Genomic DNA, 24,339 nt, shown 5'->3' with positions numbered 1-24,339 from the left:
CGCCGTCGGGGGCATGGCCTCCTTATGTCCGCCTATACCTGACATCTTGTGTCAGGTATGATCCAGCCATGCGCGCGAGCCGGCTGTTTTCCATCCTCACCACCCTGCAGGCGCGGGGGCAGGTCACCGCGCCTGAGCTTGCGGAGGCCTGCGAGGTTTCGGTGCGCACGATCTACCGCGACATCGACGCGCTCGCCGCCGCCGGCGTTCCCGTCTATGCCGACCGCGGTGCCGAGGGCGGCTATCGCCTGCTCGACGGCTATCGCGTCCGGCTCAACGGCCTGTCGCAGGGCGAGGCCGAGGCGCTGTTCATGGCCGGTCTCCCGGGGCCCGCCGCCGCGCTCGGCCTCGATGCCGCGATGGTGGCGGCGCAGACCAAGCTGATGGCGGCGCTGCCGGAGAACCTGCGGCCCAACGCGCGAGGGATGCAGCAGCGCTTCCATCTCGACGCGCCCGGCTGGTTCGGCGAGACCGAGGAGCCGGAGCATCTGCGCGCCATCGCCGGCGCCGTGCTGCGCGAGACCATGCTCGAGATCCGCTACCAGAGCTGGAAAGCCGAGAAGCGGCGGCGCGTGGCGCCGCTCGGCCTCGTGCTAAAGGGCGGCAGCTGGTATCTCGCCGGCCTCGTCGACGGCAATGTGCGCACCTACCGCGTCGCGCGCGTGCTGGATTGCACCGTGCTGGAGACGCCGTTCGCGCGGCCGGCGGAGTTCGACCTCGCCGCCTATTGGGGCGCCTCGATCGAGCGGCTGGAGGCCGAGCTGCATCCGAACGAGGCCACGGTGCGGCTGTCGCCGCTCGGGCTGAAACTGTTCGATGCGCTTGCGCATCCTTACGTGAAGGCGCGGATGCGGCTCACTGATGGCACCGACGCCGACGGCTGGCGGCTCGCCACCATGCCGGTCGGCAAGACGGTGTGGCATGCGGCGACCGAGCTGCTGCGGCTCGGCGCCGAGGCCGAAGTGGTCGCGCCGTTAGAGTTGCGCGAGAAGATGGCCGAGCTGACGGACGCGATGGCCGCGCGCTATGCCGACGCGCCAGCCCGCCGCGCGGTGGCGGGACGCTGAAGCGTAATGAGATTGGGTTGAATGGAGCCGCAGGAGCAGTGCGCTCCCTCGCCCCGTTCTTACGGGGAGAGGGTTGGGGTGAGGGGCTGTCTCCGCGCATACGGTGATAGCTGCGCTTGCTGAGCCCCCTCACCCGGAACGCATCTAACGATGCGTTCCGACCTCTCCCCGCGCGCGGGGCGAGGTGGAGCAGAGTCTGCGGTTCGCTGCTTGCTAGTAGCGGCTGTCGGAGCTGATCACGAAGCGGTCGAAAAAATTGACCGGCAGGATCTCGAACCGCTCCAGCGTCAGCGTAATCCCGGTCACGAAGTCGACGCCCTTGATCGTGCCCTCAAGATCGATCCGCCGGCCGCGACGCAGGCCGCGGGTTTCCGGATGTTGCTCGATGTCGATATAGGCATAGATCGGATTGTCGAGCCGCGAATGGCGATGCCAGCCGCGTTGCAGGAAGCTGAATTGCAGCACCGAGCCCGCGCCCCAGTCGATCGCGTCGAAGAAGCGGGTCTTCCAGGCAACGCCCTGTCCCAGGTAATGCGCGGCGATGAACGCGTCGCGATCGAGTGCAGGCAGACGGTGCAGCTGCCAGCTGATCTCAGCCGGCGTCAGGGAGGCGTTATTCGCCATTTTTGTTCTTGTCGTTTCTTTGTAGCTTTTCTTGTCCTCGGCGGGGAGTGAACCGACCTTCCCGCCTTGAGGAAATTATACATCGACGAATGTGACGGTGTCTTCCACGGTCGCGCGCGACGTGCGGTAGCTGTTCACCTTTTGCGCGTGATCCGCATAGCCGAACGAGATACCGCAGACAACCCGGCGATCGTCGGCCAGGTTGAAATGACGACGGATCAGCCCGGAATGGCGCGCGATCGCCGCCTGCGGGATGGAGCCGAGCCCGAGCGCCTGCGCCGCTAGCATGAAGTTCGAGACATAGCCGCCGCAGTCGATCGCACCATAGATGCCGAGCGGCTCATTGGTGTGGATCACGGCAATGTGCGGCGCGCCGAAGAAATTGTAGTTCTCCAGCGCCTGTTTTGCATAGGCCGGCTTGTCGCCGCGCGCGATGCCGAGCGTGTTGTAGAGCTGGAAACCGCTTTCGCGGCGGCGCTCCAAATAGACCCCGACATATTCGCGCGGCGGCGTGAAGTCGTAATCCTCGCCGAGGCCGCGCGACGCCTCGGCATAGATCGCCTTGCGAAACCGCTCCTTGGCCTCGCCGGAGACGATCAGCACCTGCCAAGGCTGGCTGTTGCACCAGGATGCGGTGCGCTGCGCGGTCGACACAATGTGCTCGATGACCTCGCGCGGCACCTCGCGCGGCTGGAACGCGCGCACCGAGTAGCGCTCGTTGAGCAATTCCTCGAGCGCGCCGATACGGTCCTCGGTCGCGTAGCGCGGGTTCGGTGTCTTCGCGTCCATGATATATATCCTCTTTTTTCGTCATTCCGGGGCATGCGAAGCGTGAACCCGGAATCTCGAGATTCCGGGTTCGATGCTTCGCATCGCCCCGGAATGACGACTAACCACCCCGCCCCTTGGTCGGGATCTTGTTGTAGGGCACATCCTTGTCGACGCGAATGTCGCCGGGCAGGCCCAGCACGCGCTCGGCGATGATGTTGCGCAGGATCTCGTCGGTGCCGCCGGCGATGCGCATCGAGGGCGACGACAGCAGCATCTGCTGGAACTGGCCGTTGGCCTGCTCCTCATCGGTGCCTGTGAGGCTGCCCGCCGCGCCTTCAAGGTCCATCGCATAGGTCGCGATATCCTGCAGCATCAGGCCGGAGACGAGCTTGCCGATGGAGTTTTCCGGGCCCGGTCGCTCGCCCTTCGACAGCGCCGAGATGGCGCGGTAGCTGGTGTATTTCAGCCCGCTCGCCTTCACCGCCCAGCTCGCAAGTCTGGAGCGCACCGCCGGATCGTCGATCGCAAGACCGTCCTCCAGCATCAAATTGGAGCAGAACTCGAACATCTCGGGCACGCCGGTGGCGAGCCGCGCGCCGATCGACATGCGCTCGTTCATCAGCGTGGTCAGCGACACGCTCCAGCCCTCGCCGACCGCCCCTAACCGCTGGCTGTCCGGGATTACGACGTCGGTGAAATAGACCTCGTTGAACTCCTGCATGCCGTTGGCCTGCTTGATCGGCCGCACCTCGACGCCGGGGCTCTTCATGTCGAGGAAGAACATCGTGAGGCCCTTGTGCTTCGGGACATTCGGATCGGTGCGCGCGATCAGGAGGCCGTAGTCGGAGTAATGCGCGCCTGACGTCCAGATCTTCTGGCCGTTGACGACCCAATTGTCGCCTTTCTTCTCGGCGCGGGTGCGCAGCCCCGCGACGTCGGAGCCGGCCGACGGCTCGGAGAACAGCTGGCACCAGATCTCCTCGCCGGAGGCCAGCTTCGGCAGATAGCGGCGCTTGGCATCCTCGCTGCCCCAGGCCATCACGGTCGGGCCGCACATGCCCTCGCCGATCTGGAACGGCTGGGTCAATTTGCCGTAGACGCCCTCTTCCTGCTGCCAGATCACGCGCTCGATCGGGGTGGCGCCGCGGCCGCCATATTCCTTCGGCCAGTGCAAGCAGGCCCAGCCGCCCTCGGCCTTCTTCTTCTGCCAAGCCTTGCCGACCTCGACCATGTCGTGCCTGGCGAGCCTGATACGGCCGAGCGACGACTTCGAGAGCTCCTCTTCGAACTCCTTCGGCGCATTGGCCGCGATCCAGTTGCGGGCGATGGCGCGGAACTCGGCTTCCTGCGGCGTGTCATCGAAATTCATGGCGGCTCCTTTTCTTTGTCATTCCGGGGCGCGCGCAGCGCGAACCTCAGATGCGCGGTTGCGCATCGGGGAATCTAGAAGTTATGTCGCTCGAGTTCCGGGTTCGCCGCTTCGCGCCGCCCCGGAACGACGGTTAAGCTCTTCCCTTGGTCGGGATCTTGTTGAAGGGGACGTCCTTGTCGACCCTGATGTCGCCGGGCAGGCCCAGCACGCGTTCGGCGATGATGTTGCGCATGATCTCGTCGGTGCCACCCTCGACGCGGGTGCCCGGCGCGCGCAGCAGCATCGCCTGGAATTTGCCGGCGACCTCGGCATCCTCAATCCCGTTCAGCGCGCCGGCCGCGCCCTGCAGATCGAGCGCATAGGTCGCGACGTCCTGAATCATCGAGCCGGCGACCAGCTTGCCGATCGAATTCTCCGGTCCCGGACGCTCGCCCTTCGACAGCGCCGAGATCGCGCGCATGCTGGTGTATTTCAGCCCGCTCGCCTTCACGGCCCAGTTGGCGAGCTTGGAGCGCACCGCGCGGTTCTCGATCGCGGGGCCGTCCTCCAGCATCAGGCTGTTGCAGAAGTCGAACAGCTCGGGAAAGCCGGTGGCGACACCGGCGCCGATCGACATCCGCTCGTTCATCAGCGTGGTCAGCGACACGTTCCAGCCGTCATTGACATTGCCGAGCCGCTGCGAGTCCGGAATGCGCACGTCGGTGAAATAGACCTCGTTGAAGTCGGAGGCGCCGCTCGCCTGCTTGATCGGCCTGACCTCGACGCCCGGGCTCTTCATGTCCAGGAAGAACATGGTGAGGCCCTTGTGCTTGGGCACGGTCGGGTCGGTGCGGGTGAGCAAGATGCCGTAGTCGGAATAATGCGCGCCCGAGGTCCAGATCTTCTGGCCGTTGATCACCCACTCGTCGCCATGCTTCTCGGCGCGGGTGCGCAGGCCGGCGACGTCGGAGCCGCCGGCCGGCTCGGAGAACAGTTGGCACCAGATCTTCTCGCCGGAGGCAAGCGGCGGCAGATATTTGCGCTTCTGCTCCTCGCCGGCGAACGCCATCATGGTCGGGCCGCACATGCCGTGGCCGATGATGAACATCGAGCTAAGGCGGCCGAACGGGCCCTCCTCCTGCTGCCAGATCACGCGCTCGATCGGCGACGAGCCGCGGCCGCCATACTCCTTCGGCCAGTGCAGGCAGGCCCAGCCGGCATCGGCCTTCTTCTTCTGCCAGGCCTTCGCGACCTCGAGAATGTTGGCGCCCTTGAGCGCAACACGGCCGAGCGAGGCCTTGCGCAGCTCGTCCTCATGTTGCTTCGGTGCATTGGCCGCGATCCAGGCTTTCGCCTCGGCGCGGAATGCGGCCTCCTGCGGGGTGTCATCGAAATTCATGGTGGCTTTCTTTCCGTCATTCCGGGGCGATGCGCAGCATCGAACCCGGAATCTCGATTCCCAACCTCTGGATTCCGGGTTCGCGCTACGCGCGCCCCGGAATGACGAATCGTATCGTTACGCCGCGTTCTTCTTGCGCATGCGGTCGATCAGCGCGTCTTCCCAATAGGACAGGCTGCCGAGACCGAGCGCCACCGCATTGGCGCGGCGGTAGTACATGTGGCAGTCGAACTCCCAGGTGAAGCCCATGCCGCCATGAACCTGGATGTTGTTTTTGGCGCAGTGCTGGAACGCCTGCGTCGCGCTGATGCGCGCGGCGGCGGCGGCTTCCGGCAATTCGCCGGCATTGGTCGAGAGCGCCCAAGCGCCGTAGTAGCAATTTGAGCGCGCCAGCGTCGCCGACACATACATGTCGGCCAGCATGTGCTTGACCGCCTGGAACGAGCCGATCGGACGGCCAAAGGCAATACGATCAAGCGCATAGTCGCGGCCCATCTCCAGCGCGCGGTCGGCGCCGCCGACCTGCTCGAATGCCGTCAACACGGCCGCGCGATCCAGCACCTGGGAGATGACGCTCCAGCCCTCGCCGGTAGCGCCGAGCGGCTCGGCCTTCGCATCCTTGAAGGTGAATTCGGCCTGGCCGCGGGTCAGGTCGATGTTGGTGAGCGACTTGACCTCGACGCCGCCGGCCTTGAGATCGACGATGAACAGGGAAATATCGGACTCGCGTCCGCTCGAGCCGGTGCGCGCGGCGACAACGGCGAAATCGGCGATCGCGCCATCCGGCACCGGCTTCTTGACGCCGTTGAGCACGCCGCCATTGGCCGTGAGCTTGATCGCTTTCGGCGACGGGTTGCCCTTGCCTTCGAACAGCGCCAGCGTGCCGATGGCTTCGCCCGCGGCGATCTTCGGCAGCCACTTCTGCTTCTGCGCGTCGCTGCCTGCGATCAGGATCGCTTCGGCGGCGAGATAGACGGTGGAGGAAAACGGCACCGGCGCCAGCGCGCGGCCCATTTCCTCCGCGATCACGCAGAGCTCGAGATGGCCGGCGCCCGCACCGCCGAACTGTTCCGGGATCGCAACGCCAAGGAAGCCCATCTCGGCGAGGCCCTTCCACAGCGCCTTGTCGTAAGGCGCCTTGCCGTCGAGCACCTCGCGCACGGCTTTCGGCGGGCACTGTTCGCTGAGGAATTTCCGCGCCTCGTCGCGCATCTGCTTCTGTTCGTCGGAGAAATCGAAATTCATGGCGCTTACCTTTTCTTGCTGTCATTCCGGGGCGATGCGCAGCATCGAACCCGGAATCTCGACGTAAGGAACCTCTGGATTCCGGGTTCACGCTTCGCGCGCCCCGAAATGACGCGTTTGCTTTCGTAGGATCAGTTCAAGATGATCACGTCGTCGCCGGGATTGCCGGCATACAGCTTCTCGACCAGTGCGGCGCGGCGTTCGAGGCCGGCGCGCTGGTTGATGTAGCCCTTGTCGGTGAGCTCGTTGCCGTCGATCGACGGCGGCTCGACCATCAGCATCGCACGCGCGATACGCATGCTGCTGCCGGTGGTGGACGCATTGTGCGCCTGCAAACCCTTCTTCAGGCAGGCAAGCACTTCGGGATGCCGGATCACGTCCTCGTAGCTGGCATCGGCATTGCCGACGAGCTGGCGGCAGGCGTGCAGGTTCGGCCAGCACAGCAGGCCGATGAACTCACGGTCCTGCCCCGCAACCAGCGCGTCATGCACGACCGGCGTCGCGGCTGATATCGCATCGGTGCGCAACGAGCCGACATGCACGAACGTGCCGGTGGTCAGCTTGAAATCCTCGACCACCCGGCCGGCAAAGATGATGCCCTGCAGCGGGTCTTCGGGGTTCACGAACACGCCGGCGTCGCCGATGCAGTAGAAGCCCTCCTCGTCGAACATCTTGGCCGTGAGGTCCGGCTGGCCGAAATAGCCTGGCGTGACGTTGACGCCGCGCAGCCGCAATTCATATTTCGAGCCGCACGGCACCATCTTCAGCTCGACGCCAGGGAACGGCAGGCCGATCAGGCCGACGCGCTCGGTGTCCCAATAGGTGCCGGTCGAGGTCGGCGCGGTCTCGGTCGAGCCCCAACCGGTGTAGAACACGATGCGCTCGCCCGTGGTCTTCACCGCCAGCGCCTGCATGCGGTCATAGAGATCGTCGGGCAGCCGGGCGCCGCCATAGGCCATGATCGAGAGGTTCTTGAAGAAGCTCGCGCACAGCGCCTCGTCCTTCTCCATCGCGGCGGCGAGCGCCGCATAGCCGGCCGGCACGTTGGCGTAATAGGTCGGCGACACCTCGCGCAGGTTCCTGATGGTCTCCTCGAGCTGGCCCGGCATCGGCCGGCCGTCGTCGATATAGAGCGTGCCGCCATCGACCAGCACCGGATTGAACGCGGCGTTGCCGCCCATGGTGTGATTCCACGGCATCCAGTCGAGCACCGTCGCGATCGGTCCCTCCGTTTCACGCGGGCGCACCTGCATCATCATCGCCGCGTTGGCACACATCATCTCCTGGGTGTTGATGACGGCCTTGGGCATGCCGGTCGAGCCCGAGGTGAACAGCAGCTTGCCGACGGTCCTGGGCGTGATCTTCGCGATGGACTCGCCGACCGCAGCCGTCACCGGCGTTGCCGCGAGGTCGGCAAAGGCCGCGCTCCTGATGCCCTCGCAGGGACGCAGGACGTGGACGACCGTGATGCCGGTGAGATCGATCGCCTTCAGCGCCTTCTCGAAGGTCGGGCCGTCCTGCACCATCACGACGGCCGGCTTGATCAGGTTGAACAGGTATTTAAGCTTGAGATGATCCTGGCTCATCAGCGAATAGGCCGGCGACACCGGCGCGGCCGGCAGCCGCGCCTGCATCGCGGCCTGCGTCATCAGCGCGTGCTCGATCGAATTGCCTGACAGGATCGCGACGGGCCGGCCGTCGCCGACGCCGAGATCGAGCAGGCCTTGCGTCAGCGCATCGACGGTGCGCTTGGCTTCGCCATAGGAGACCTTGCGCCATTGGCGGTCGGGACCACCGCGTTGCGCGAGCCAGATCCGCTCCGGCGCCTGCGCCGCCCATTTGGCGAGATAGGCCGGAATATGCGTCTCGTAGGCCTGGAGCGGAATCCGCGACTTCAGGACGACGGTGCCGTCACCGCGCCGCTCGACCGCGATGTCACGTGCGAGCCAATCCACCTTGCGAAAGGCAGGTTTCGTCAGCATCGCCGCGTCTCCATCCATTTTGCGTCTCCCGGAATTCTTGTCCTTTTGAGGATCTGTTCTCAGCGCCTGATATAGACAGGCTTTCGTTTCTCGAGAAAGGCCCTGATGCCTTCCTGGAAATCTTCCGAGCGGCTGCACAGCACCTGGTTGCGATCTTCCATCGCGATCACGGCCTCGATCGAGCCGGCATCGACGCTCATGTTGATGCATTCCTTCGAGAGGCGGAGACCGACCGGCGAGGCCGTCATCATTGCCTCGACATAAGGATTGGCCGCCGCATCAAGATCGGTGGCCTCGACCACCTCGGACACCAGGCCGACCGCAAGCGCGCGGTCGGCATGGATGAAGCGCCCGGTGAGGATCAATTCGGAAGCAACCGACACGCCGACGAGGCGCGGCAGGAAATAGCTGGTGCCGATATCGCAGCCGCCGAGACCGAGCTTGATGAAGGCGCAATTCATCCGCGCGTTCTTCGCCGCGATGCGGATGTCGGCGGCAAGCGCCAGCGCGAAGCCGCCGCCGGCGGCCGCGCCCTGCACCAGCGCGATGATCGGCTGCGGAGCGCGCCGCATCAGCATCACGATGTCGGCGATGCGCCGCTGCGAGTCCAGCGACTCCGTGACGCCGGGCGGCTCGGTCTGTCCACCACGGCGCGCCATCGCGTGCTTGAGATCGAGCCCGGCGCAGAAATTCGCACCGGCGCCCTTCAGCACCACGACGCGGGTGTCGCGATTGCGCTGCAGGCCCTGGAAATAGACGTTGAGCGCGTCGATCAGCGAAGGGTCGAGTGCGTTGAGGCTCTCGGGACGATTGAGCGTGACCCAATCGACCCCGTCGTGATGTTCGATCAGCAGCGGCTGAGACACGCGCATGGTCCTCCCGACCGTCGTCCCGGCCAAGCGAAGCGCGAGCCGGGACCCATAACCACAGGCTTTTGTTGTTTTGCGCGGTGTCTGCCAGCTTGCCTGTTACAGACGCCGCGGAGTATGGGTCCCGGCTCCAGCGCGCAATTGCGCGCAAGGCCGGGACGACAGCGGAATTCGCCGTTAGCGCGGCGCCATGCGGATGGCGCCGTCGAGGCGGATGGTTTCGCCGTTGAGCATCGGGTTCTCGACGATGTGGACCGCGAGATTGCCGTATTCCGAGGCATCGCCGAGGCGGGCCGGATGCGGCACCTGGGCGCCGAGGCTCTTGCGCGCTTCCTCATTGAGACCCATCAGCAGCGGCGTCAGGAACAGGCCGGGCGCGATGGTGTTGACGCGGATCTTCAGGCTGGCGAGGTCGCGCGCGGCCGGCAGCGTGAGGCCGACGACGCCGCCCTTCGAGGCGGAATAGGCGATCTGGCCGATCTGGCCTTCATAGGCCGCGACCGATGCGGTGTTGATCGCGACGCCGCGCTCCTCGCCGATCGGGGCTTCGGTCGCCAGCCGCTCGGCGAACAGGCGCAGCACGTTGAAGGTGCCGATCAAATTGACGTTGATGATGCGGACGAACTTCGCCAGCGGATAGACGCCGTCCTTGCCGACGATGCGCTGCGAGCCGCCGATGCCGGCGCAGTTCATCAGCACGCGCGCGATGCCGTGCGCGGCCTCGGCCTTGGCGATCGCAGCCTTGATCGCGTCCTCGTCGGTGACGTCGGCATGCAGCGCGACGCCCTTCACCTCGGCGGCGACTTTCTCAGCGTTTTCCTTGTTCTGGTCGATCACGCCGATCTTGGCGCCCTTGGCGGCCATGGCGCGCGCGGTTGCGGCACCAAGGCCGGAGCCACCGCCGGTGATGAGAACGGCAACGTCTTTCAACTGCATGGATACAACCTTTCCTTGGGCGTTTCTTCTCTAGACTCGAACCTTGTTATCCGGCGGCGACTGCTGCCGTTTCCTTATCGGGATTGAGCACGCCGCCGAAGATCAAGGCTTCCATGTGCTTGATGTAATCGCGGCAGACCTCGTCGGTGACCGGACCGACGCCGACCGCGCGCGACATCGCGTGGCGGCCGAAGAACAGATGATCGCAGGCGCCGATCAGGCTGGTGTAGAACAGCACCGGATCGATCTTGCGGAATTCACCGGCCTTGATGCCTTCTGCGAGCAGCCGGCGGTGAAAATCCAAAAGCGGCGCGACGAAGAATTTCGACACCTCGTTCGCAGCGGCAGGCGAGCTCTCGTGCAGGAGATAATGGATCAGCCGGTTCATATAGGGGAACTGGTGATAGGCGCGGATGATGCCGCCGATATGCAGCCGCAATTTTGCGGGCGGCGTGATCGGTTGGCTGATGAGATATTCGAGTTGCGATATCTCGGTGGCGGCGTCGCGCGCCAGCAGCGCCAGCAACAACCCGTCCTTGTTGCCGAAATGATATTTCACCAGCGCGGCGTTGACGCCCGACTTCTGCGCGATGTCGGACAACGACACCTCGATCGAGGCGCGCTCGATCATCAGCTCACTGGCCGCAACCAAAAGCTTGTCGGCGGTGGCATTTTTGCCGGCCGGAAGTTTCGTCGGTACGCTGGTATTCAACTGCGCTCTGGTCCCGCTCTGTGTCAGGGGTCGACGGTAAATCGAGGCCGCACATAAGCCCATGGCGGGGCCGCACTCAAGAGTTAATTGATTGATTGACTAAATGCTGAGCCACCCCTTAAATCCGGCCCAACTTTCAGACCGCCCAATCCGGAAACATCAGGGAGATCAGACATGGCCGAGGCATATATCGTCGCCGCCGCTCGCACCGCGGGCGGCCGCAAGGGAGGACGCCTCGCCGGCTGGCATCCGGCCGATCTGGCCGCGACCGTGCTCGATGCGCTGGTCGAGCGCACCGGCGCCGACCCCGCGCAGGTCGAGGACGTGATCATGGGCTGCGTGATGCAGACCGGCGAGCAGTCCACCAACATCGCGCGCAACGCTGTCATGGCCTCGAAGCTGCCGGAGAGCGTGCCGGCGACCTCGATCGACCGCCAGTGCGGTTCCTCGCAGCAGGCGCTGCACTTCGCGGCGCAGGCGGTGATGTCTGGCACGATGGACTGCGTGATCGCCGCCGGCGTGGAATCGATGACCCGCGTGCCGATGGGCCTCGCCTCCTCGCTGCCCGCCAAGAACGGCTTCGGCCACTACAAGAGCCCGGGCATCGAGGCGAAGTATCCCAACATCGTGTTCAGCCAGTTCACCGGCGCGGAGATGATGGCCGAGAAGTACGGCCTGTCGAAGGACGAGCTCGACGAATACTCCTATAACAGCCATCAGCGCGCGATCGCGGCCACGCAAGCCGGCCACTTCAAGGACGAGATCGTGCCGGTCAAGATCACCCGCGCCGACGGCTCGACCGACACCCATCACATCGACGAAGGCATCCGCTTCGACGCCAGCCTCGACGGCATCAAGGGCGTCAAGCTGATCGCCGAGAACGGCAAGCTCACCGCGGCGAGCGCCAGCCAGATCTGCGACGGCGCCTCCGGCGTCATGGTCGTCAACGAGAAGGGCCTGAAGGCGCTCGGCGTCAAGCCGATGGCGCGCATCCATCACCTCACCATGATGGGCGGCGACCCCGTGATCATGCTGGAAGCGCCGCTGCCGGCAACCCAGCGCGCGCTGCAGAAGGCCGGCATGAAGATTGACGACATTGATCTCTTCGAGGTCAACGAGGCCTTCGCCTCGGTGCCGACCGCTTGGCTGAAGACCACCGGCGCCGATCCGGCCCGGCTCAACGTCAACGGCGGCGCGATCGCGCTCGGCCATCCGCTCGGCGGCAGCGGCACCAAGCTGATGACGACGCTGCTGCATGCCCTCAAGCAGCGCAACAAGCGCTACGGCCTGCAGACCATGTGCGAAGGCGGCGGCATGGCCAATGTGACGATTGTCGAGCGGCTGTAAGAAAAGTCCGCATCAGCGGCCACAACAATGATGTCGTCCCGGCGTAGGCCGGGACCCATAACCACAGCCGTTTGTGGTTAGGCGCGGCTGGGGCCACAACTCAGTCCAACAAGAAAAATTGGTGGTTATGGGTCCCCGCGTTCGCGGGGACGACCACTATTGATGCTCCGAGGAAACACAATGACCCATCCGTCGATCCACGCGCGCACCCATCCGAACAAGATCGCCTATCAGATGGCGGCGTCCGGCAAGGCCATCACCTATCGCGAGCTCGACGAGCTTTCGAACCAGGGCGCGCATCTGTTCCGCTCGCTCGGCCTGAAGGCCGGTGACCACATCGCGCTGCTGATGGAAAACCGGCTCGCATTCATGGAGATCTGCTGGGCAGCGCAGCGCTCGGGTCTCTATTACACGGCGATCAGCCGCTATCTGACGGAAGAAGAGATCGCCTACATCATCAAGGACTGCGGCGCGAAGGTGTTCATCACCACCCCGCAGTGCGCCGACAAGGTGAAGGGCCTGATCAAGGGCGAAGCGGGCGAGCCGCTGTTCTACATGATGGACGAGCCCTCGCCGGGCTTCCGCTCCTACGACAAGGAAGCCGGCGCGCAGCCGACCACGCCGGTTGCCGACGAGGTCGCCGGCTACGACATGCTGTATTCCTCCGGCACCACCGGCCGACCCAAGGGCATCAAGAAGCAGTTCGAGGGCAACCGGATCGACGTGCCGAACCCGTTCCTGCGCATTCTCACCGCCGACATGTGCGGCATGAATGCCGACAGCATCTATCTGTCGCCGGCGCCGCTCTATCACGCGGCCCCGCTGCGCTTCAACATGATGGCCACCGTGCTCGGAGGCACCTCCGTCATCATGGAGCATTTCGACGCCGAGGAATTTCTGAAGCAGGTCGAGAAGCACAAGGTGACGCAGTCGCAGCTGGTGCCGACCATGTTCGTGCGCATGCTGAAGCTGCCCGACGAAGTGCGCACACGCTACAAGGTCTCGTCGCTGAAAGGCGCGATCCATGCCGCGGCGCCCTGCCCGGTCGACGTCAAGGCCAAGATGATCGAATGGTGGGGACCGATCCTGATCGAGTATTACGCCGGCTCCGAAGGCAATGGCGTCACGGTCTCGACCTCGCAGCAATGGCTGACCCACCGCGGCACGGTCGGCCGCGCGGTGGTCGGCAAGGTCAAGATCCTCGACGAGAACGACGAGGAAGCGCCGACCGGCCAGATCGGTCAGGTCTTTTTCGCCGACGCGCCGGCGTTCTCCTATCACAACGATCCGGAGAAGACGAAGAAGGCCTACAACACCAAGGGCTGGTCGACGCTCGGCGATGTCGGCTACCTCGACGAAGAGGGCTTCCTCTATCTGACCGACCGCAAGAGCTACATGATCATCTCCGGCGGCGTGAACATCTATCCGCAGGAGACCGAGGACGTCCTGATCACGCATCCGGCGGTGTCCGACGTCGCGGTGTTCGGCGTGCCGAACGAGGAGATGGGCGAAGAGGTCAAGGCCGTGGTGCAGCCGCACGACATCACCAGGGCCGGCAAGGAGCTCGAGGCCGAGCTGATCGCGTTCTGCCGGCAGCACTTGTCGCCGATCAAATGCCCCAAGAGCATCGACTTCGAGCAAGAGCTGCCGCGCACGCCGACCGGCAAACTGGTGAAGCGCCATCTGCGCGACCGCTATTGGCCGAAGGTGCCTGCCAGGCCGTGACCGCGGTTCGCCGCTCCCCGGAGGGGCCGTCGTCGCGCCGCGGCCAAAATATCGAAAACAACCCCATGCAAAGGAGCTGGCGGCTGCCCGCGTTCGACAAGGCAGCTTGACACGTCGGGCAACTCAGAGATAGATTTCCAATATTCCGAAATAGTGCAAACGGTCCGGGGGAGGATGAAGAGCGCACGCGGGACGCCGCTTGCGCGCACCCCGCCGACCTACAACTCCGCCGCCGGTTCGCACGCGGCAGACGCCGCGGCGCGCAGATGCAGTTGGCCGTGCTTGCCATTTGCCGTGGTGGTCCACTGCGCATCGATCTGCTGAAAATCCTCCGACAGCTTGCCGCGGTGGCTGCCCTCGGTCTCGAACGATCCACTGTCGTCGGGCGACCGCTCAAACAGCTCGACCTCGAGATCGGACAGCCGGATGAACATCTGCACGCCGATCTTGGTTACGTGACCGCCGACCTCGTATGACCCGCAGCCGCGCGCTTCCGCGTTCTGCTCGTTCAGCGCTTGCACCTTGTCGAAGGTGATGACGAGGTGCTGCACCGTCGTGTCACCGTCCCACAGGAATTCGCCGATATAGGCGTGCGGCAGTCTTTCGGTCAGTTGCTTGATGTCGGCGGCACGCACGGCCGATGCCAGCATCAAGCTTGCGGCCACGACCGTCAGACCGAGGCGCGACATCGAGCCGGTCAGCTCTGCAATCCCGGCGTGGCGCATGCGGTATGCATCCCCTGGGCAAAGTTGCTATCGTGAAACAATGGCCGCCAGCATACAGCGAAATGCGCTGGTTGTGCGGCGATGCCAAACAGGTGATCTCCGATGCCAGCCCTCCCCGACATCCCGCTGCCCTCCACCATCCGCTCGCGTTATGTCGACGGGATCAACGGCCTGCGCATGCATGTGCTGGAAGCGGGCTTCGAAACATCCGGCCGGCCCTGCCTGTTGCTGCTGCACGGCTTTCCGGAGCTGGCGTTCTCCTGGCGCAAGGTGATGCCGAAGCTCGCCGCCGCCGGCTATCATGTGATCGCGCCGGACCAGCGCGGCTATGGCCGCACATCAGGGTGGAGTGCGGAGTATGACGGCGATCTTGCGTCATTCCGCCTGCCCAATCTGGTGCGCGATGCGCTCGGGCTGGTCGCTGCGTTCGGCTACAAGCACGTCGATGCGGTGATCGGGCACGATTTCGGCTCGTCGGTTGCGGCGTGGTGCGCACTGATCCGGCCCGACGTGTTCCGCGCGGTGGTGATGATGAGCGCGCCGTTTTCGGGGCCGCCGTCGCTGCCGTTCAACACCGCGAGCGCGCCGACAAAGCCAGCGACCGACGACCCCGTGCATCGCGAGCTCGCCGCGCTGCCGCGGCCGCGCAAGCACTACCAATGGTACTATTCGACGCGCCCGGCCAGTGACGACATGCATCGCGCGCCGCAGGGCGTGCACGACTTCCTGCGTGCCTATTACCACCACAAAAGCGCGGACTGGAAAGACAACAAGCCGTATCCGCTGCAATCCTGGTCGGCAGGCGAACTGGCAAAACTGCCGACCTATTACGTGATGGATTTCGCCAAGGACATGGCCGCCACCGTCGCCGAGGAGATGCCGTCGCGCGAGGCGATCGCCGCCAACACGTGGCTGCCGGATAGCGAGCTCGCATATTACAGCGCCGAATATCAGCGGACCGGATTCCAGGGCGGGCTGCAATGGTATCGCTGCGGCACCTCGGGGGCGTTCGTCCCGGAGCTACAGACCTGGAGCGGCCGCACGATCGACCAGCCGTCGGCCTTCATTTCGGGCAAACAGGATTGGGGCACCTATCAGCGGCCTGGCGTGTTCGAGGCGATGCAGACGAAAGCCTGCACCAACATGATCGGCTGTCATCTGGTCGACGGTGCCGGCCACTGGGTGCAGCAGGAGCAGCCCGATGAGGTGAGCCGGCTGCTGCTCACATTCCTGCGAGACGCCGGCGCACAGCGCTAGATTCCCGTTCGGCCGTCGCGTCGCATCCCGTTGATCTCAGGCGTTTTCTTCGCTCAACCCGCGCGGCTTGCCGGTGCTGCAACAGCGAATCCGGGCCGATCCGGATTTGACCCGGCACCGGTGCAACCCTATAGTTTAGAACTATTCTAATTTTAAACTCTGTGAACAAGGCGTTGCCGTGAAGAACTTTGCCGATCTGACCGAGCGCGAGGTGCTGGCGGTCGCGATCGCCTCCGAGGAGGAGGACAGCCGCATCTACATGACGTTCGCGGAGGATCTCGCCGGGCGCTATCCCGATACCGCCAAGATTTTCGAGGAGATGGCCGAGGAGGAGCGCGGCCATCGCCACCGACTGCTGGAAACCTACGAGCAGCGCTTCGGGGCGCATCTGCCGCCGATCCGGCGCGAGGACGTCAAAGGCTTCCTGCGCCGCCGCCCGATCTGGCTCACCAAGAACCTGCCGCTCGACACCATCCGCAAGGAAGTCGAGACCATGGAGTTGGAAGCCGAGCGCTTCTATGCCAAAGCCGCCGAGAAGGCCGAGGATGTCGGCGTGCGGCGGCTGCTCGGCGATCTCGCCGAGGAGGAGAAGGGCCACGAGAAGCTCGCGGTGAAGCTGACCGGCGAGATCCTCAAGCCGGACGTGCGCGCCGAGGAAGACCGCACGCGGCGGCGGATGTTCGTGCTGCAATATGTGCAGCCGGGTCTCGCCGGATTGATGGACGGCTCGGTCTCGACCCTGGCGCCGCTGTTCGCCGCCGCCTTCGCAACGCATCACAACTGGCAAACCTTCCTGGTCGGGCTTGCCGCCTCGATCGGCGCCGGCATCAGCATGGGCTTTGCCGAGGCGCTGTCCGACGACGGCTCGCTGACCGGCCGCGGCTCGCCCTGGCTGCGCGGCCTGACCTGCGGCTTGATGACGACGCTCGGCGGGCTCGGCCACACCATTCCCTATCTGGTGCCCGATGCCTGGCCGAACGCATTCTGGATCGCGACCGCGATCGCCGGGATCGTGGTGTTCTTCGAATTGTGGGCGATCGCCTTCATCCGCGCGCGCTACATGGACACGCCGTTCCTGCAGGCGGTATTCCAGATCGTGCTCGGCGGCGCGATCGTGCTCGCGGTCGGCATCCTGATCGGCGCGGCGTAGCAACGGTTCGATTCTCCCTCTCCCCGTTCTTACGGGGAGGGTTGGGGTGAGGGGCCATATCCACACGTGACGCAAGTCGACGTACCTGTACCCCCTCACCCGCCGCGCAAGCGCGCGGCGACCTCTCCCCGCAAGCGGGGCGAGGTAGAGCAGAGCAATTCCGATCAAACACGGCGACAACGTCACGGCTACAGCGCTTGCGGGCGGCAGCCAAACTGCCCATCATCGCGCCAACAACAAACCGGGAGCACGCCGTGGCCAAATCGCAATACAGCTTCAAGACCGCCGTCGAATTGTCGAAGGCGCTGCGCAACAAGCAGGTCTCGGCAGTTGAGCTCGCACAGGACGCGATCGGCCGCATCGAGCGCCACGACGGCAAGGTCAACGCGGTCTGCGTGCGCGACTTCGAGCGCGGCCTCGCCGCTGCGCGCGCTGCGGATGCCGCGATCGCGCGCGGCGAGCACAGGCCGCTGCTCGGCATCCCCATGACGGTGAAGGAATCCTTCAACGTCGCCGGCTTGCCGACGACCTGGGGCTTCCTGCCGCAAAAGGATTTTGTCCCGACCGAGGACGCGCTGTCGATTCAGCGCGTGAAGGACGCCGGCGGCGTCATCCTCGGCAAGACCAACGTGCCGGTCGGGCTCGCCGACTGGCAGAGCTACAACGAGATCTACGGCACCACCAACAATCCCTACGACCTCGGCCGCACGCCGGGCGGCTCCTCCGGCGGATCGTCGGCGGCGCTCGCCGCGGGCTATGGCGCGCTGTCGCTCGGCTCGGACATCGGCGGCTCGCTGCGCGTGCCGGCGTTTCATTGCGGCGTCTATGCGCACAAGCCGACCTTCGCGCTGCTGCCGTCGCGCGGCCACACCGCGCCGCCGGCACCGCCCATCATCTATGAGCGCGACCTTGCGGTAACCGGCCCGATGGCGCGCGGCGCGGCCGACCTGTCGCTGCTGCTCGACGTGATGGCCGCTCCCGATCCGCTCGATGCCGGCAAGGCCTATCGCCTCGACCTGCCGGCGGCGCGCCACGCCAGCCTGAAGGATTTCCGGATCCTCGTGATCGACACCGATTCGGTGTTGCCGACCGACAAGGCGGTTCGCGGCAGCATCGACAAGCTCGCGAGCCACCTCGACAAGGCCGGCGCCAAGATATCGCGGTCGAGCCCGCTGCTGCCGGATTTCGCGGCGTCCTCGCGGCTCTATATGCGGATGTTGCTGTCGTTCCTCGCCGCGACCTTCCCGCCGGAGGTCTATGCCGGCGCCTGCGCGGCAGCGGCCGCGCTGCCCGCCGGCGACAACAGCCTGCAGGCCGAACGGCTGCGCGGCATCGCGCTCAGCCACCGCGACTGGGTACAGGCGACAGTCGCCCGCTCGCGGCTGCGCGCGCAATGGCGCGAGCTGTTCAAATCGTTCGACGCGGTGATCTGCCCGATCATGCCGACGCCGGCCTATCCGCACGATCATGAGCCCGACCAGGAGCAGCGGCGGATATTGATCGACGGCGAGCCCTACATCTACACCGACCAGCTCGCCTGGCCCGGCATCGCGACCCTGCCCGGCCTGCCTTCGACTGCGATCCCGACCGGCTTTGCGCCCGACGGATTGCCGGTCGGCGTGCAGATCGTCGGCCCATGGCTCGAGGACCGCACGCCGCTCAAGCTCGCCGAGCTGATCGAGCACGAATTCGGCGGCTTCGTGCCGCCGAAGATGTTCGATGATTAGGTGCTGGAAAAAACCGTCATTGCGAGGAGCGAAGCGACGAAGCAATCCATATCTCAACGAGCGGCGAGATGGATTGCTTCGCTGCGCTCGCAATGACGGACAACAAAACCAGGGAGAAGGCCAATGAGCAACGATCTCGAGGAGCTGACAAAGCTCAACAAGGACTACGTTGACTCCGTTCAGAACTGCGACGTCAAGCGCTTCGACGAAATTCTGGCGCAGGACTTCTACTGCACCAATCCCGACAAGAGCCTGGTCGACCGCGCTGCCTTCCTGAAGCAGACCGCGATCCCGGTGAAGATCAAGGGCCTGAAGGCCGAGGACGTCAAAATCCGCATCCTCGGCGATTTCGCCATCATCCACGCCCAGACCAGCTACACCAACGCGGACGGTGAGCCGGCGCACGGCCGCTATACCGATTGCTGGGCGCGGCAGAACGGAAAATGGCGCGCGGTATCCGCGCATGTCGCGCGGTGAGCGATTCAGGTGTCGTCCCGGCGCAGGCCGGGACCCATAACCACCGCAGCTTGTGGTGAGTAAAGAAAGTCGTCCACCCACGTGCCCAAAGCGAGGCCGCGGCGTATGGGTCCCTGGCCTACGCCGGGACGACACACGCTCAGCTATCAAACATGATCACGCTGCGCAGCGTCTTGCCGGCTTTCATGTTGGCAAAGCCCTCGTTGATCTCGGAGAGCTTCAGCTTGGCCGAGATCCAGTCTTCCAGATGCAGCTTGCCGCGCATGTAGAAGTCGACGAGGCGCGGCATGTCGACGCGGAAGTGGTTGGAGCCCATCGACGAGCCCTGGATGCGGCGCTCGCGCAGGAAGTCGAAGCCGTGCAGCTCGATCTTCTGGCCGAACGGGATCATGCCGACGATGGTCGCGGTGCCGCCCGCCGCCAGCATGGCGAAGGCCTGCTCGGCGGTGTCCTTGCGGCCGAGCACCTCGAAGGAGTGCTGCACGCCGCCGCCGGTGAGCTCGCGCACCTGCTGGACCACGTCGCCGCGGGCCGGATCGACGATATCGGTGGCGCCGAGCTTGGTCGCAAGCTGCAACTTGGCCGGATTGGTATCGATCGCGATGATGCGGCCGGCGCCGGCGATCTGCGCACCGTTGATCGCGGCCATGCCGACGCCGCCGCAACCGATCACAGCCACCGTCTCGCCGGCGGTCACCTTCGCGGTGTTCACCACCGCGCCATAACCGGTGATGACGCCGCAGCCGATCAGCGCGGCGAGATCGAGCGGCATCTCCTTCTTGATCTTCACGATGGCGTTCTCGTGCACCAGCATCTGCTCGGCGAACGACGACAGATTGAGGAACTGGTTGAGCTTCTCCTTCCTGCCCCATGACAGGCGGTTGGAGGCGCCGGGCAGCATCTTCACCGTGGTGTCGGTGCACAGCACGGTGCGGCCGGTGGTGCAGTTGTCGCAGGTGCCGCAGAACACCGACAGGCAGGTGACGACGTGATCGCCGGGCTTCACGTAATTGACGTCGGAGCCGACCTTCTCGACCACGCCGGCCGATTCATGGCCGAGCACCGCCGGCAGCGGATGCGGATAGAGGCCTTCCATGAAGTGCAGATCGGAATGGCAGAGGCCCGCGACCGCGGTGCGGATCAGGACCTCGCGCGGCCCCGGATTGGGCACGCTGACGTCCTCGATCACCAGCGGCTGATTGACTTCATGCAGGACGGCGGCCTTCATCGGGGTCTCCCTTGACGTTTTTGATTGTTTGAAAAGTTCGCTCGCGCAGCAGCCTACGCTGCGTCAAGCAATTCGCCAACCTCGGCCATGCCGACCGCGCGATCGCCGAGCAGGTGCTCGGTCATCCTGCGCTGAACGGTATTTTCCGTTAGCCGGAACGGATCGCCCGGCAGCACGCGGTGGTCGATCACCATCCGCGACAGCAACAGCCGACGCGCATCGCCGCGCATCTGGTGGATGCGCCCGCCCTCCCACGCCAGCGCGACCGCGCTTGCGACATGATAGAGCAGGCTGGTGGCGCGGCGCGCATCGCCCTCATTGTCGATGCGGCTCGCCACCTCGCGCGCAAACGCGACCGCACGGTCGCTAAGATCGCGCAGCCGGTTGCGCCAGGCTTGCGGAACATTCGCGCTATCATCGAGCCGCGCATGCAGATCGGCGGCGAGCGCATTGTCGGCGCCATGGCGGCCGACCGCACGCTTCAGCGCATCGATCGCGACGATATTGCCGGTGCCCTCCCAGATCGAGCCGAGATGCGCGTCGCGCAGCAGCCGCGGCGTGACGAATTCCTCGATGTAGCCGATGCCGCCGCGCATCTCCATCGCATCGCCGCAGACCTTTCGGGCGTCGCGAGTGGCGCGGAATTTCAGCGTCGGCGTCAGGATGCGAAGCAGCGCCGCGGCGTCCTGACTGCCTGCCTCGGCGCGGTCGAGCGCGTCAGCGGTCAAAAAGCTCATCGACAGCGCCTGCTCGGTCGGCAGCATGATCTTCATCAGCTGCCGCCGCGCCAGCGGCAGGTCGATGATGCGCTGGCCGAACACCACGCGGCCCTTCGCCACGGTGATCGCGTCGTGCCAGGCGCGGCGCATCAGCGCGGTCGACTTCACGCCGTTGGAGAGCCGCGACGAGTTCACCATCTCGGCCATCTGCACGAAGCCGCGGTCGAGCTTGCCGACGGCGTAGGCGATCGCGCCGTCGAACTTGATCTCGCCCGAGGCCATCGAGCGGGTGCCGAGCTTGTCCTTCAACCGCACGATCCGGTAATGGTTCTGCGAACCGTCGTCGAGGAAACGCGGCATCAGGAACAGGCCGACGCCGCGGGTGCCCGGCCCGGCGCCTTCCGGCCGCGCCAGCAGCATCACCACCTTGGCATCGGCGTTGGAGCAGAACCACTTCTCGCCATAGAGCCGCCAGTGGTCGCCCTCCTGCACGGCGCGCGTGGTCAGCGTGCCGACATCGGAGCCGCCCTCCTTCTCGGTCATGAACTGGCCGCCCTGCGTCAGCTTGCTCATGTCGGTCTGGGTCAGGCCGTCGAGATATTTCGCCTTCAATGCCTCGCTGCCGAAATTTGCCAGCAGCTTGGCGCACCCGTCGGTGACGTTGATCGGGCAGCCCATGCCGAATTCGGTCTGGTTGAACAGGAAGGTGAAGGCGTGCTTGGCGACGACAGGATACTTGTCGGGCCAGCCCATGATGCCCTTGCGGAGCGACAGCGCGTGAATGCCGAACTCGCCGAACGCGGCCTTCTCGATCTCGCGATAGGCCGGATGATATTCGATGTGCTGCACGTCGCGGCCGAACTTGTCGCGCTGGTGCAACACCGGCGTATGCCGGTCGGCAAGCCGCGCGCATTCGTCGAGATAGCCTCCGGCCAATCCACCGAGGCGGTCGAGATGCGACTCGATATGGCGGAACAATGCATCGGGCAAATGCAGCTTCAGAAGGTCGGTCAGCGCCGGATCGGCCCGGTAGAAATTCATTCCCGTCGTGTCGGGCGCCAGCAGGCCCGGCTGGCTGGCGGCTGACGTTTTCGGATCCTGCTTGTGCGGCTGCATTGAATTCCCGGCTTCGGTGCTCATTTGTTTGGGCACGACTATCCTCCTCCGGCCGAGCAAAGGAAAGCCCAATGGATATTCCAAAATACAAGATCGCCCTGATCGTCGGCGCCGGCGAGGGCCTCAGCGCCTCGCTGACGCGGCTATTTTCGCGGGAGGGAATTCGTGTGGCACTCGGCGCCCGCAGCATCGAGAAGCTCGGCGCGCTCTGCACCGAAACAGGCGCGCGGGCCTATGCCTGCGACGCCACCAAGGCCGAGGATGTCGAACGTCTTTTTGGTCTGGTCGAGCGCGAGATCGGAACGCCTGATCTCGTGGTCTACAACGCCTCCGGCCGCTCGCGCGGGCCCTTCGTCGAACTGGTCCCTTCAGAGGTCGAACAGGCGATCGCGGTCTCGGCGTTCGGCGGATTCCTGGTGGCGCAGGAGGCGGCGAAGCGCATGCTGCCCAACAAGAAGGGCGCAATCCTGTTCACCGGCGCCTCCGCCAGCGTGAAGGGCTATGCGCAATCGGCGCCGTTCGCGATGGGCAAGTTCGCCTTGCGCGGCCTCGCGCAGAGCATGGCGCGCGAACTGTCGCCGCAGGGTATTCACGTCGCGCATTTCGTGATCGACGGTGGCATCCGCAGCGCTGCCCGCGCCGAGCCCGCCGACCGGCCGGACTCGATGCTCGATCCCGACGCGATTGCATTGAGCTACTGGAACGTGCTGCAGCAGCCGCGCAGCGCCTGGACCTGGGAGCTGGAATTGCGGCCCTGGGTTGAGAAGTTTTGAGATGACGGAGATCATGCAAGCGGCGTAGGCTGAACGCAAACGCCAACGTGATCAAGATCGCGAGCAAGCTGTGAGGCGGTGCGCACGAGGCTTGGCGCCTTTTGCTTACCGCGTGAAGTAACTTTCACCGTCATTCCGGGATGGTGCGCTAGCACCAGACCCGGAATCTCGAGATTCCGGGCTCGATGCTTCGCATCGCCCCGGAATGACGAAACAAACAGACATGGGGAGCGACGACATGACCGCTGAAATCAAGATCGAGACCGGCACCGACGAACTGCTCTGCGTAATCCGCGATCGCGTCGCCGTCATCACGCTGAACCGCCCGGATGCCCGCAACTCGCTGTCGGACACGCTGACGCCGGCGCTGCGCACGATGATCAGGACCTGCGGCGAGAACCCCGAGGTCGGCGTGCTGCTCGTCACCGGCGCCGGCAAGGCGTTCTGCGCCGGCGGCAACGTCAAGGGCATGGGCGCGCATCGCGACAAGAAGAAGCTCGAAATGTCCTATGAGGACAAGGTCGCGGATTTGCAGGAGCGCCAGCGCCTGCTCACCGGCTCGCTGGCCTCGGTGCGCAAGCCGACCATTGCTGCCCTTCCCGGTCCCGCGGTCGGCGCCGGCCTTGCGATCGCGATGGCCTGCGACATCCGGATCGCGGCGCAATCCGCCTTCATCTCGACCGGTTACTTGCGCGTGGCGCTGAGCGGCGATTACGGCATGGCATGGCTGTTGACGCGGCTGGTCGGCACCTCGCGCGCCCGCGAGCTGATGTTCACCTCGGAGAAGGTCGACGCCGCGAGATGCGAGCAGATCGGTCTCGTCAATCGCGTGGTGCCGGACGAAACGCTGCAGGACGAGGCCTTTGCGCTGGCGAAGTCGATGGCCGAAGGCCCGACCCTCGCGCTGCGCTACATGAAGGACAATCTCGACGAGGCGCTGCAGTTCGACTTCGCCACCGCGCGCGACCACGAGGCCGAGCGGCTGATCCGGCTCACCACGACGGCCGATCACAAGGAGGCGGTGCAGGCCTTCATCGAGAAGCGCAAGCCGGTGTTTCGGGGGAGTTGATCCTAGTTCGATGTCCGTCATTGCCGGGCTTGACCCGGCAATGCATCGAAAGAAACGCTTTCGCTCAATG

The 24,339-nt window shown here is 65.0% G+C and carries 21 protein-coding genes; 9 read left to right on the top strand and 12 right to left on the bottom strand.

Translation table 11 applies throughout. The annotated features are described in order from the left end of the window. Positions 1-68: 68 nt before the first annotated feature. Positions 69-1,067, top strand: coding sequence for a helix-turn-helix transcriptional regulator (locus tag ACVMDN_RS40840; RefSeq protein ID WP_076832533.1), 999 nt, complete (start codon positions 69-71; stop codon positions 1,065-1,067). A 213-nt stretch (positions 1,068-1,280) separates the two neighbouring features. Here the strand turns inward: ACVMDN_RS40840 and ACVMDN_RS40835 are convergent, their stop codons facing one another. From ACVMDN_RS40835 to ACVMDN_RS40795, 9 genes are all read right to left on the bottom strand, one after another. Beyond that, entirely contained in the window at positions 1,281-1,691 is a 411-nt protein-coding gene (locus ACVMDN_RS40835; RefSeq protein WP_076832536.1) for a hypothetical protein, read from the bottom strand. A gap of 75 nt (positions 1,692-1,766) precedes the next feature. Further along, on the bottom strand, positions 1,767-2,480 hold the full coding sequence (locus ACVMDN_RS40830) for a nitroreductase (RefSeq protein WP_076832539.1): 714 nt from the start codon (positions 2,478-2,480) through the stop codon (positions 1,767-1,769). A 100-nt stretch (positions 2,481-2,580) separates the two neighbouring features. Continuing rightward, entirely contained in the window at positions 2,581-3,831 is a 1,251-nt protein-coding gene (locus ACVMDN_RS40825) for an acyl-CoA dehydrogenase (RefSeq protein ID WP_057016278.1), read from the bottom strand. Between the two features lie 133 nt (positions 3,832-3,964). Further along, entirely contained in the window at positions 3,965-5,212 is a 1,248-nt protein-coding gene (locus tag ACVMDN_RS40820) for an acyl-CoA dehydrogenase (RefSeq protein WP_076832542.1), read from the bottom strand. A gap of 117 nt (positions 5,213-5,329) precedes the next feature. Further along, positions 5,330-6,457, bottom strand: a complete 1,128-nt coding sequence (locus tag ACVMDN_RS40815) for an acyl-CoA dehydrogenase family protein (RefSeq protein ID WP_076832544.1) — start codon at positions 6,455-6,457, stop codon at positions 5,330-5,332. A gap of 131 nt (positions 6,458-6,588) precedes the next feature. After that, the gene (locus tag ACVMDN_RS40810) at positions 6,589-8,457 is read right to left on the bottom strand and encodes an AMP-binding protein (RefSeq protein WP_141342522.1); all 1,869 of its coding nucleotides are present in this window, start codon (positions 8,455-8,457) and stop codon (positions 6,589-6,591) included. A 41-nt stretch (positions 8,458-8,498) separates the two neighbouring features. Beyond that, entirely contained in the window at positions 8,499-9,305 is an 807-nt protein-coding gene (locus tag ACVMDN_RS40805) for an enoyl-CoA hydratase/isomerase family protein (protein WP_076832872.1), read from the bottom strand. Positions 9,306-9,485: 180 nt separating this feature from the next. Further along, positions 9,486-10,244, bottom strand: coding sequence for an SDR family NAD(P)-dependent oxidoreductase (locus ACVMDN_RS40800; RefSeq protein WP_016847447.1), 759 nt, complete (start codon positions 10,242-10,244; stop codon positions 9,486-9,488). 46 nt (positions 10,245-10,290) lie between these two features. Further along, on the bottom strand, positions 10,291-11,019 hold the full coding sequence (locus ACVMDN_RS40795; RefSeq protein WP_456835797.1) for a TetR family transcriptional regulator: 729 nt from the start codon (positions 11,017-11,019) through the stop codon (positions 10,291-10,293). A 111-nt stretch (positions 11,020-11,130) separates the two neighbouring features. Here ACVMDN_RS40795 and ACVMDN_RS40790 point away from each other — a divergent pair, with 111 nt between their 5' ends. Together ACVMDN_RS40790 and ACVMDN_RS40785 are read left to right on the top strand one after the other, a co-directional pair. After that, the gene (locus tag ACVMDN_RS40790; protein WP_057016283.1) at positions 11,131-12,303 is read left to right on the top strand and encodes an acetyl-CoA C-acetyltransferase; all 1,173 of its coding nucleotides are present in this window, start codon (positions 11,131-11,133) and stop codon (positions 12,301-12,303) included. 180 nt (positions 12,304-12,483) lie between these two features. Next, a complete protein-coding gene (locus ACVMDN_RS40785; RefSeq protein WP_057016284.1) occupies positions 12,484-14,028 on the top strand; it encodes an acyl-CoA synthetase in 1,545 nt (514 codons plus the stop codon). A 218-nt stretch (positions 14,029-14,246) separates the two neighbouring features. Here ACVMDN_RS40785 and ACVMDN_RS40780 read toward each other — a convergent pair whose 3' ends face one another. Beyond that, entirely contained in the window at positions 14,247-14,753 is a 507-nt protein-coding gene (locus ACVMDN_RS40780; protein WP_076832552.1) for a hypothetical protein, read from the bottom strand. Positions 14,754-14,855: 102 nt separating this feature from the next. On the opposite strand from ACVMDN_RS40780, the gene ACVMDN_RS40775 reads away from it, so the two are divergent. From ACVMDN_RS40775 to ACVMDN_RS40760, 4 genes are all read left to right on the top strand, one after another. Then, a complete protein-coding gene (locus ACVMDN_RS40775) occupies positions 14,856-16,010 on the top strand; it encodes an alpha/beta hydrolase (protein WP_076832554.1) in 1,155 nt (384 codons plus the stop codon). Between the two features lie 178 nt (positions 16,011-16,188). Next, complete coding sequence (gene mbfA / locus ACVMDN_RS40770) at positions 16,189-17,160, top strand: iron exporter MbfA (RefSeq protein ID WP_057016287.1); 972 nt, start codon at positions 16,189-16,191, stop codon at positions 17,158-17,160. Between the two features lie 254 nt (positions 17,161-17,414). Then, positions 17,415-18,887: an amidase gene (locus tag ACVMDN_RS40765; RefSeq protein ID WP_076832557.1), complete on the top strand. Its 1,473-nt coding sequence runs from the start codon at positions 17,415-17,417 to the stop codon at positions 18,885-18,887. Positions 18,888-19,010: 123 nt separating this feature from the next. Beyond that, positions 19,011-19,364 (top strand): nuclear transport factor 2 family protein, encoded by a 354-nt coding sequence (locus tag ACVMDN_RS40760; protein ID WP_057020071.1) that lies wholly within the window; start codon positions 19,011-19,013, stop codon positions 19,362-19,364. A gap of 139 nt (positions 19,365-19,503) precedes the next feature. Here the strand turns inward: ACVMDN_RS40760 and ACVMDN_RS40755 are convergent, their stop codons facing one another. Then, positions 19,504-20,592, bottom strand: coding sequence for a Zn-dependent alcohol dehydrogenase (locus ACVMDN_RS40755; RefSeq protein WP_018269116.1), 1,089 nt, complete (start codon positions 20,590-20,592; stop codon positions 19,504-19,506). 53 nt (positions 20,593-20,645) lie between these two features. After that, positions 20,646-22,427: an acyl-CoA dehydrogenase family protein gene (locus ACVMDN_RS40750; protein ID WP_076832560.1), complete on the bottom strand. Its 1,782-nt coding sequence runs from the start codon at positions 22,425-22,427 to the stop codon at positions 20,646-20,648. A gap of 71 nt (positions 22,428-22,498) precedes the next feature. Between ACVMDN_RS40750 and ACVMDN_RS40745 the strand changes: the two genes are divergently transcribed. Then, on the top strand, positions 22,499-23,200 hold the full coding sequence (locus ACVMDN_RS40745) for an SDR family NAD(P)-dependent oxidoreductase (protein WP_076832562.1): 702 nt from the start codon (positions 22,499-22,501) through the stop codon (positions 23,198-23,200). A gap of 238 nt (positions 23,201-23,438) precedes the next feature. Continuing rightward, entirely contained in the window at positions 23,439-24,269 is an 831-nt protein-coding gene (locus ACVMDN_RS40740; protein WP_076832874.1) for an enoyl-CoA hydratase, read from the top strand. The last annotated feature ends 70 nt before the right edge of the window (positions 24,270-24,339 follow it).

It is taken from the genome of Bradyrhizobium sp. USDA 4510 (genome assembly GCF_054059095.1).
Note: the sequence above shows the minus strand (reverse complement) of the source record. Positions and strands in the feature narration are given on the sequence as shown.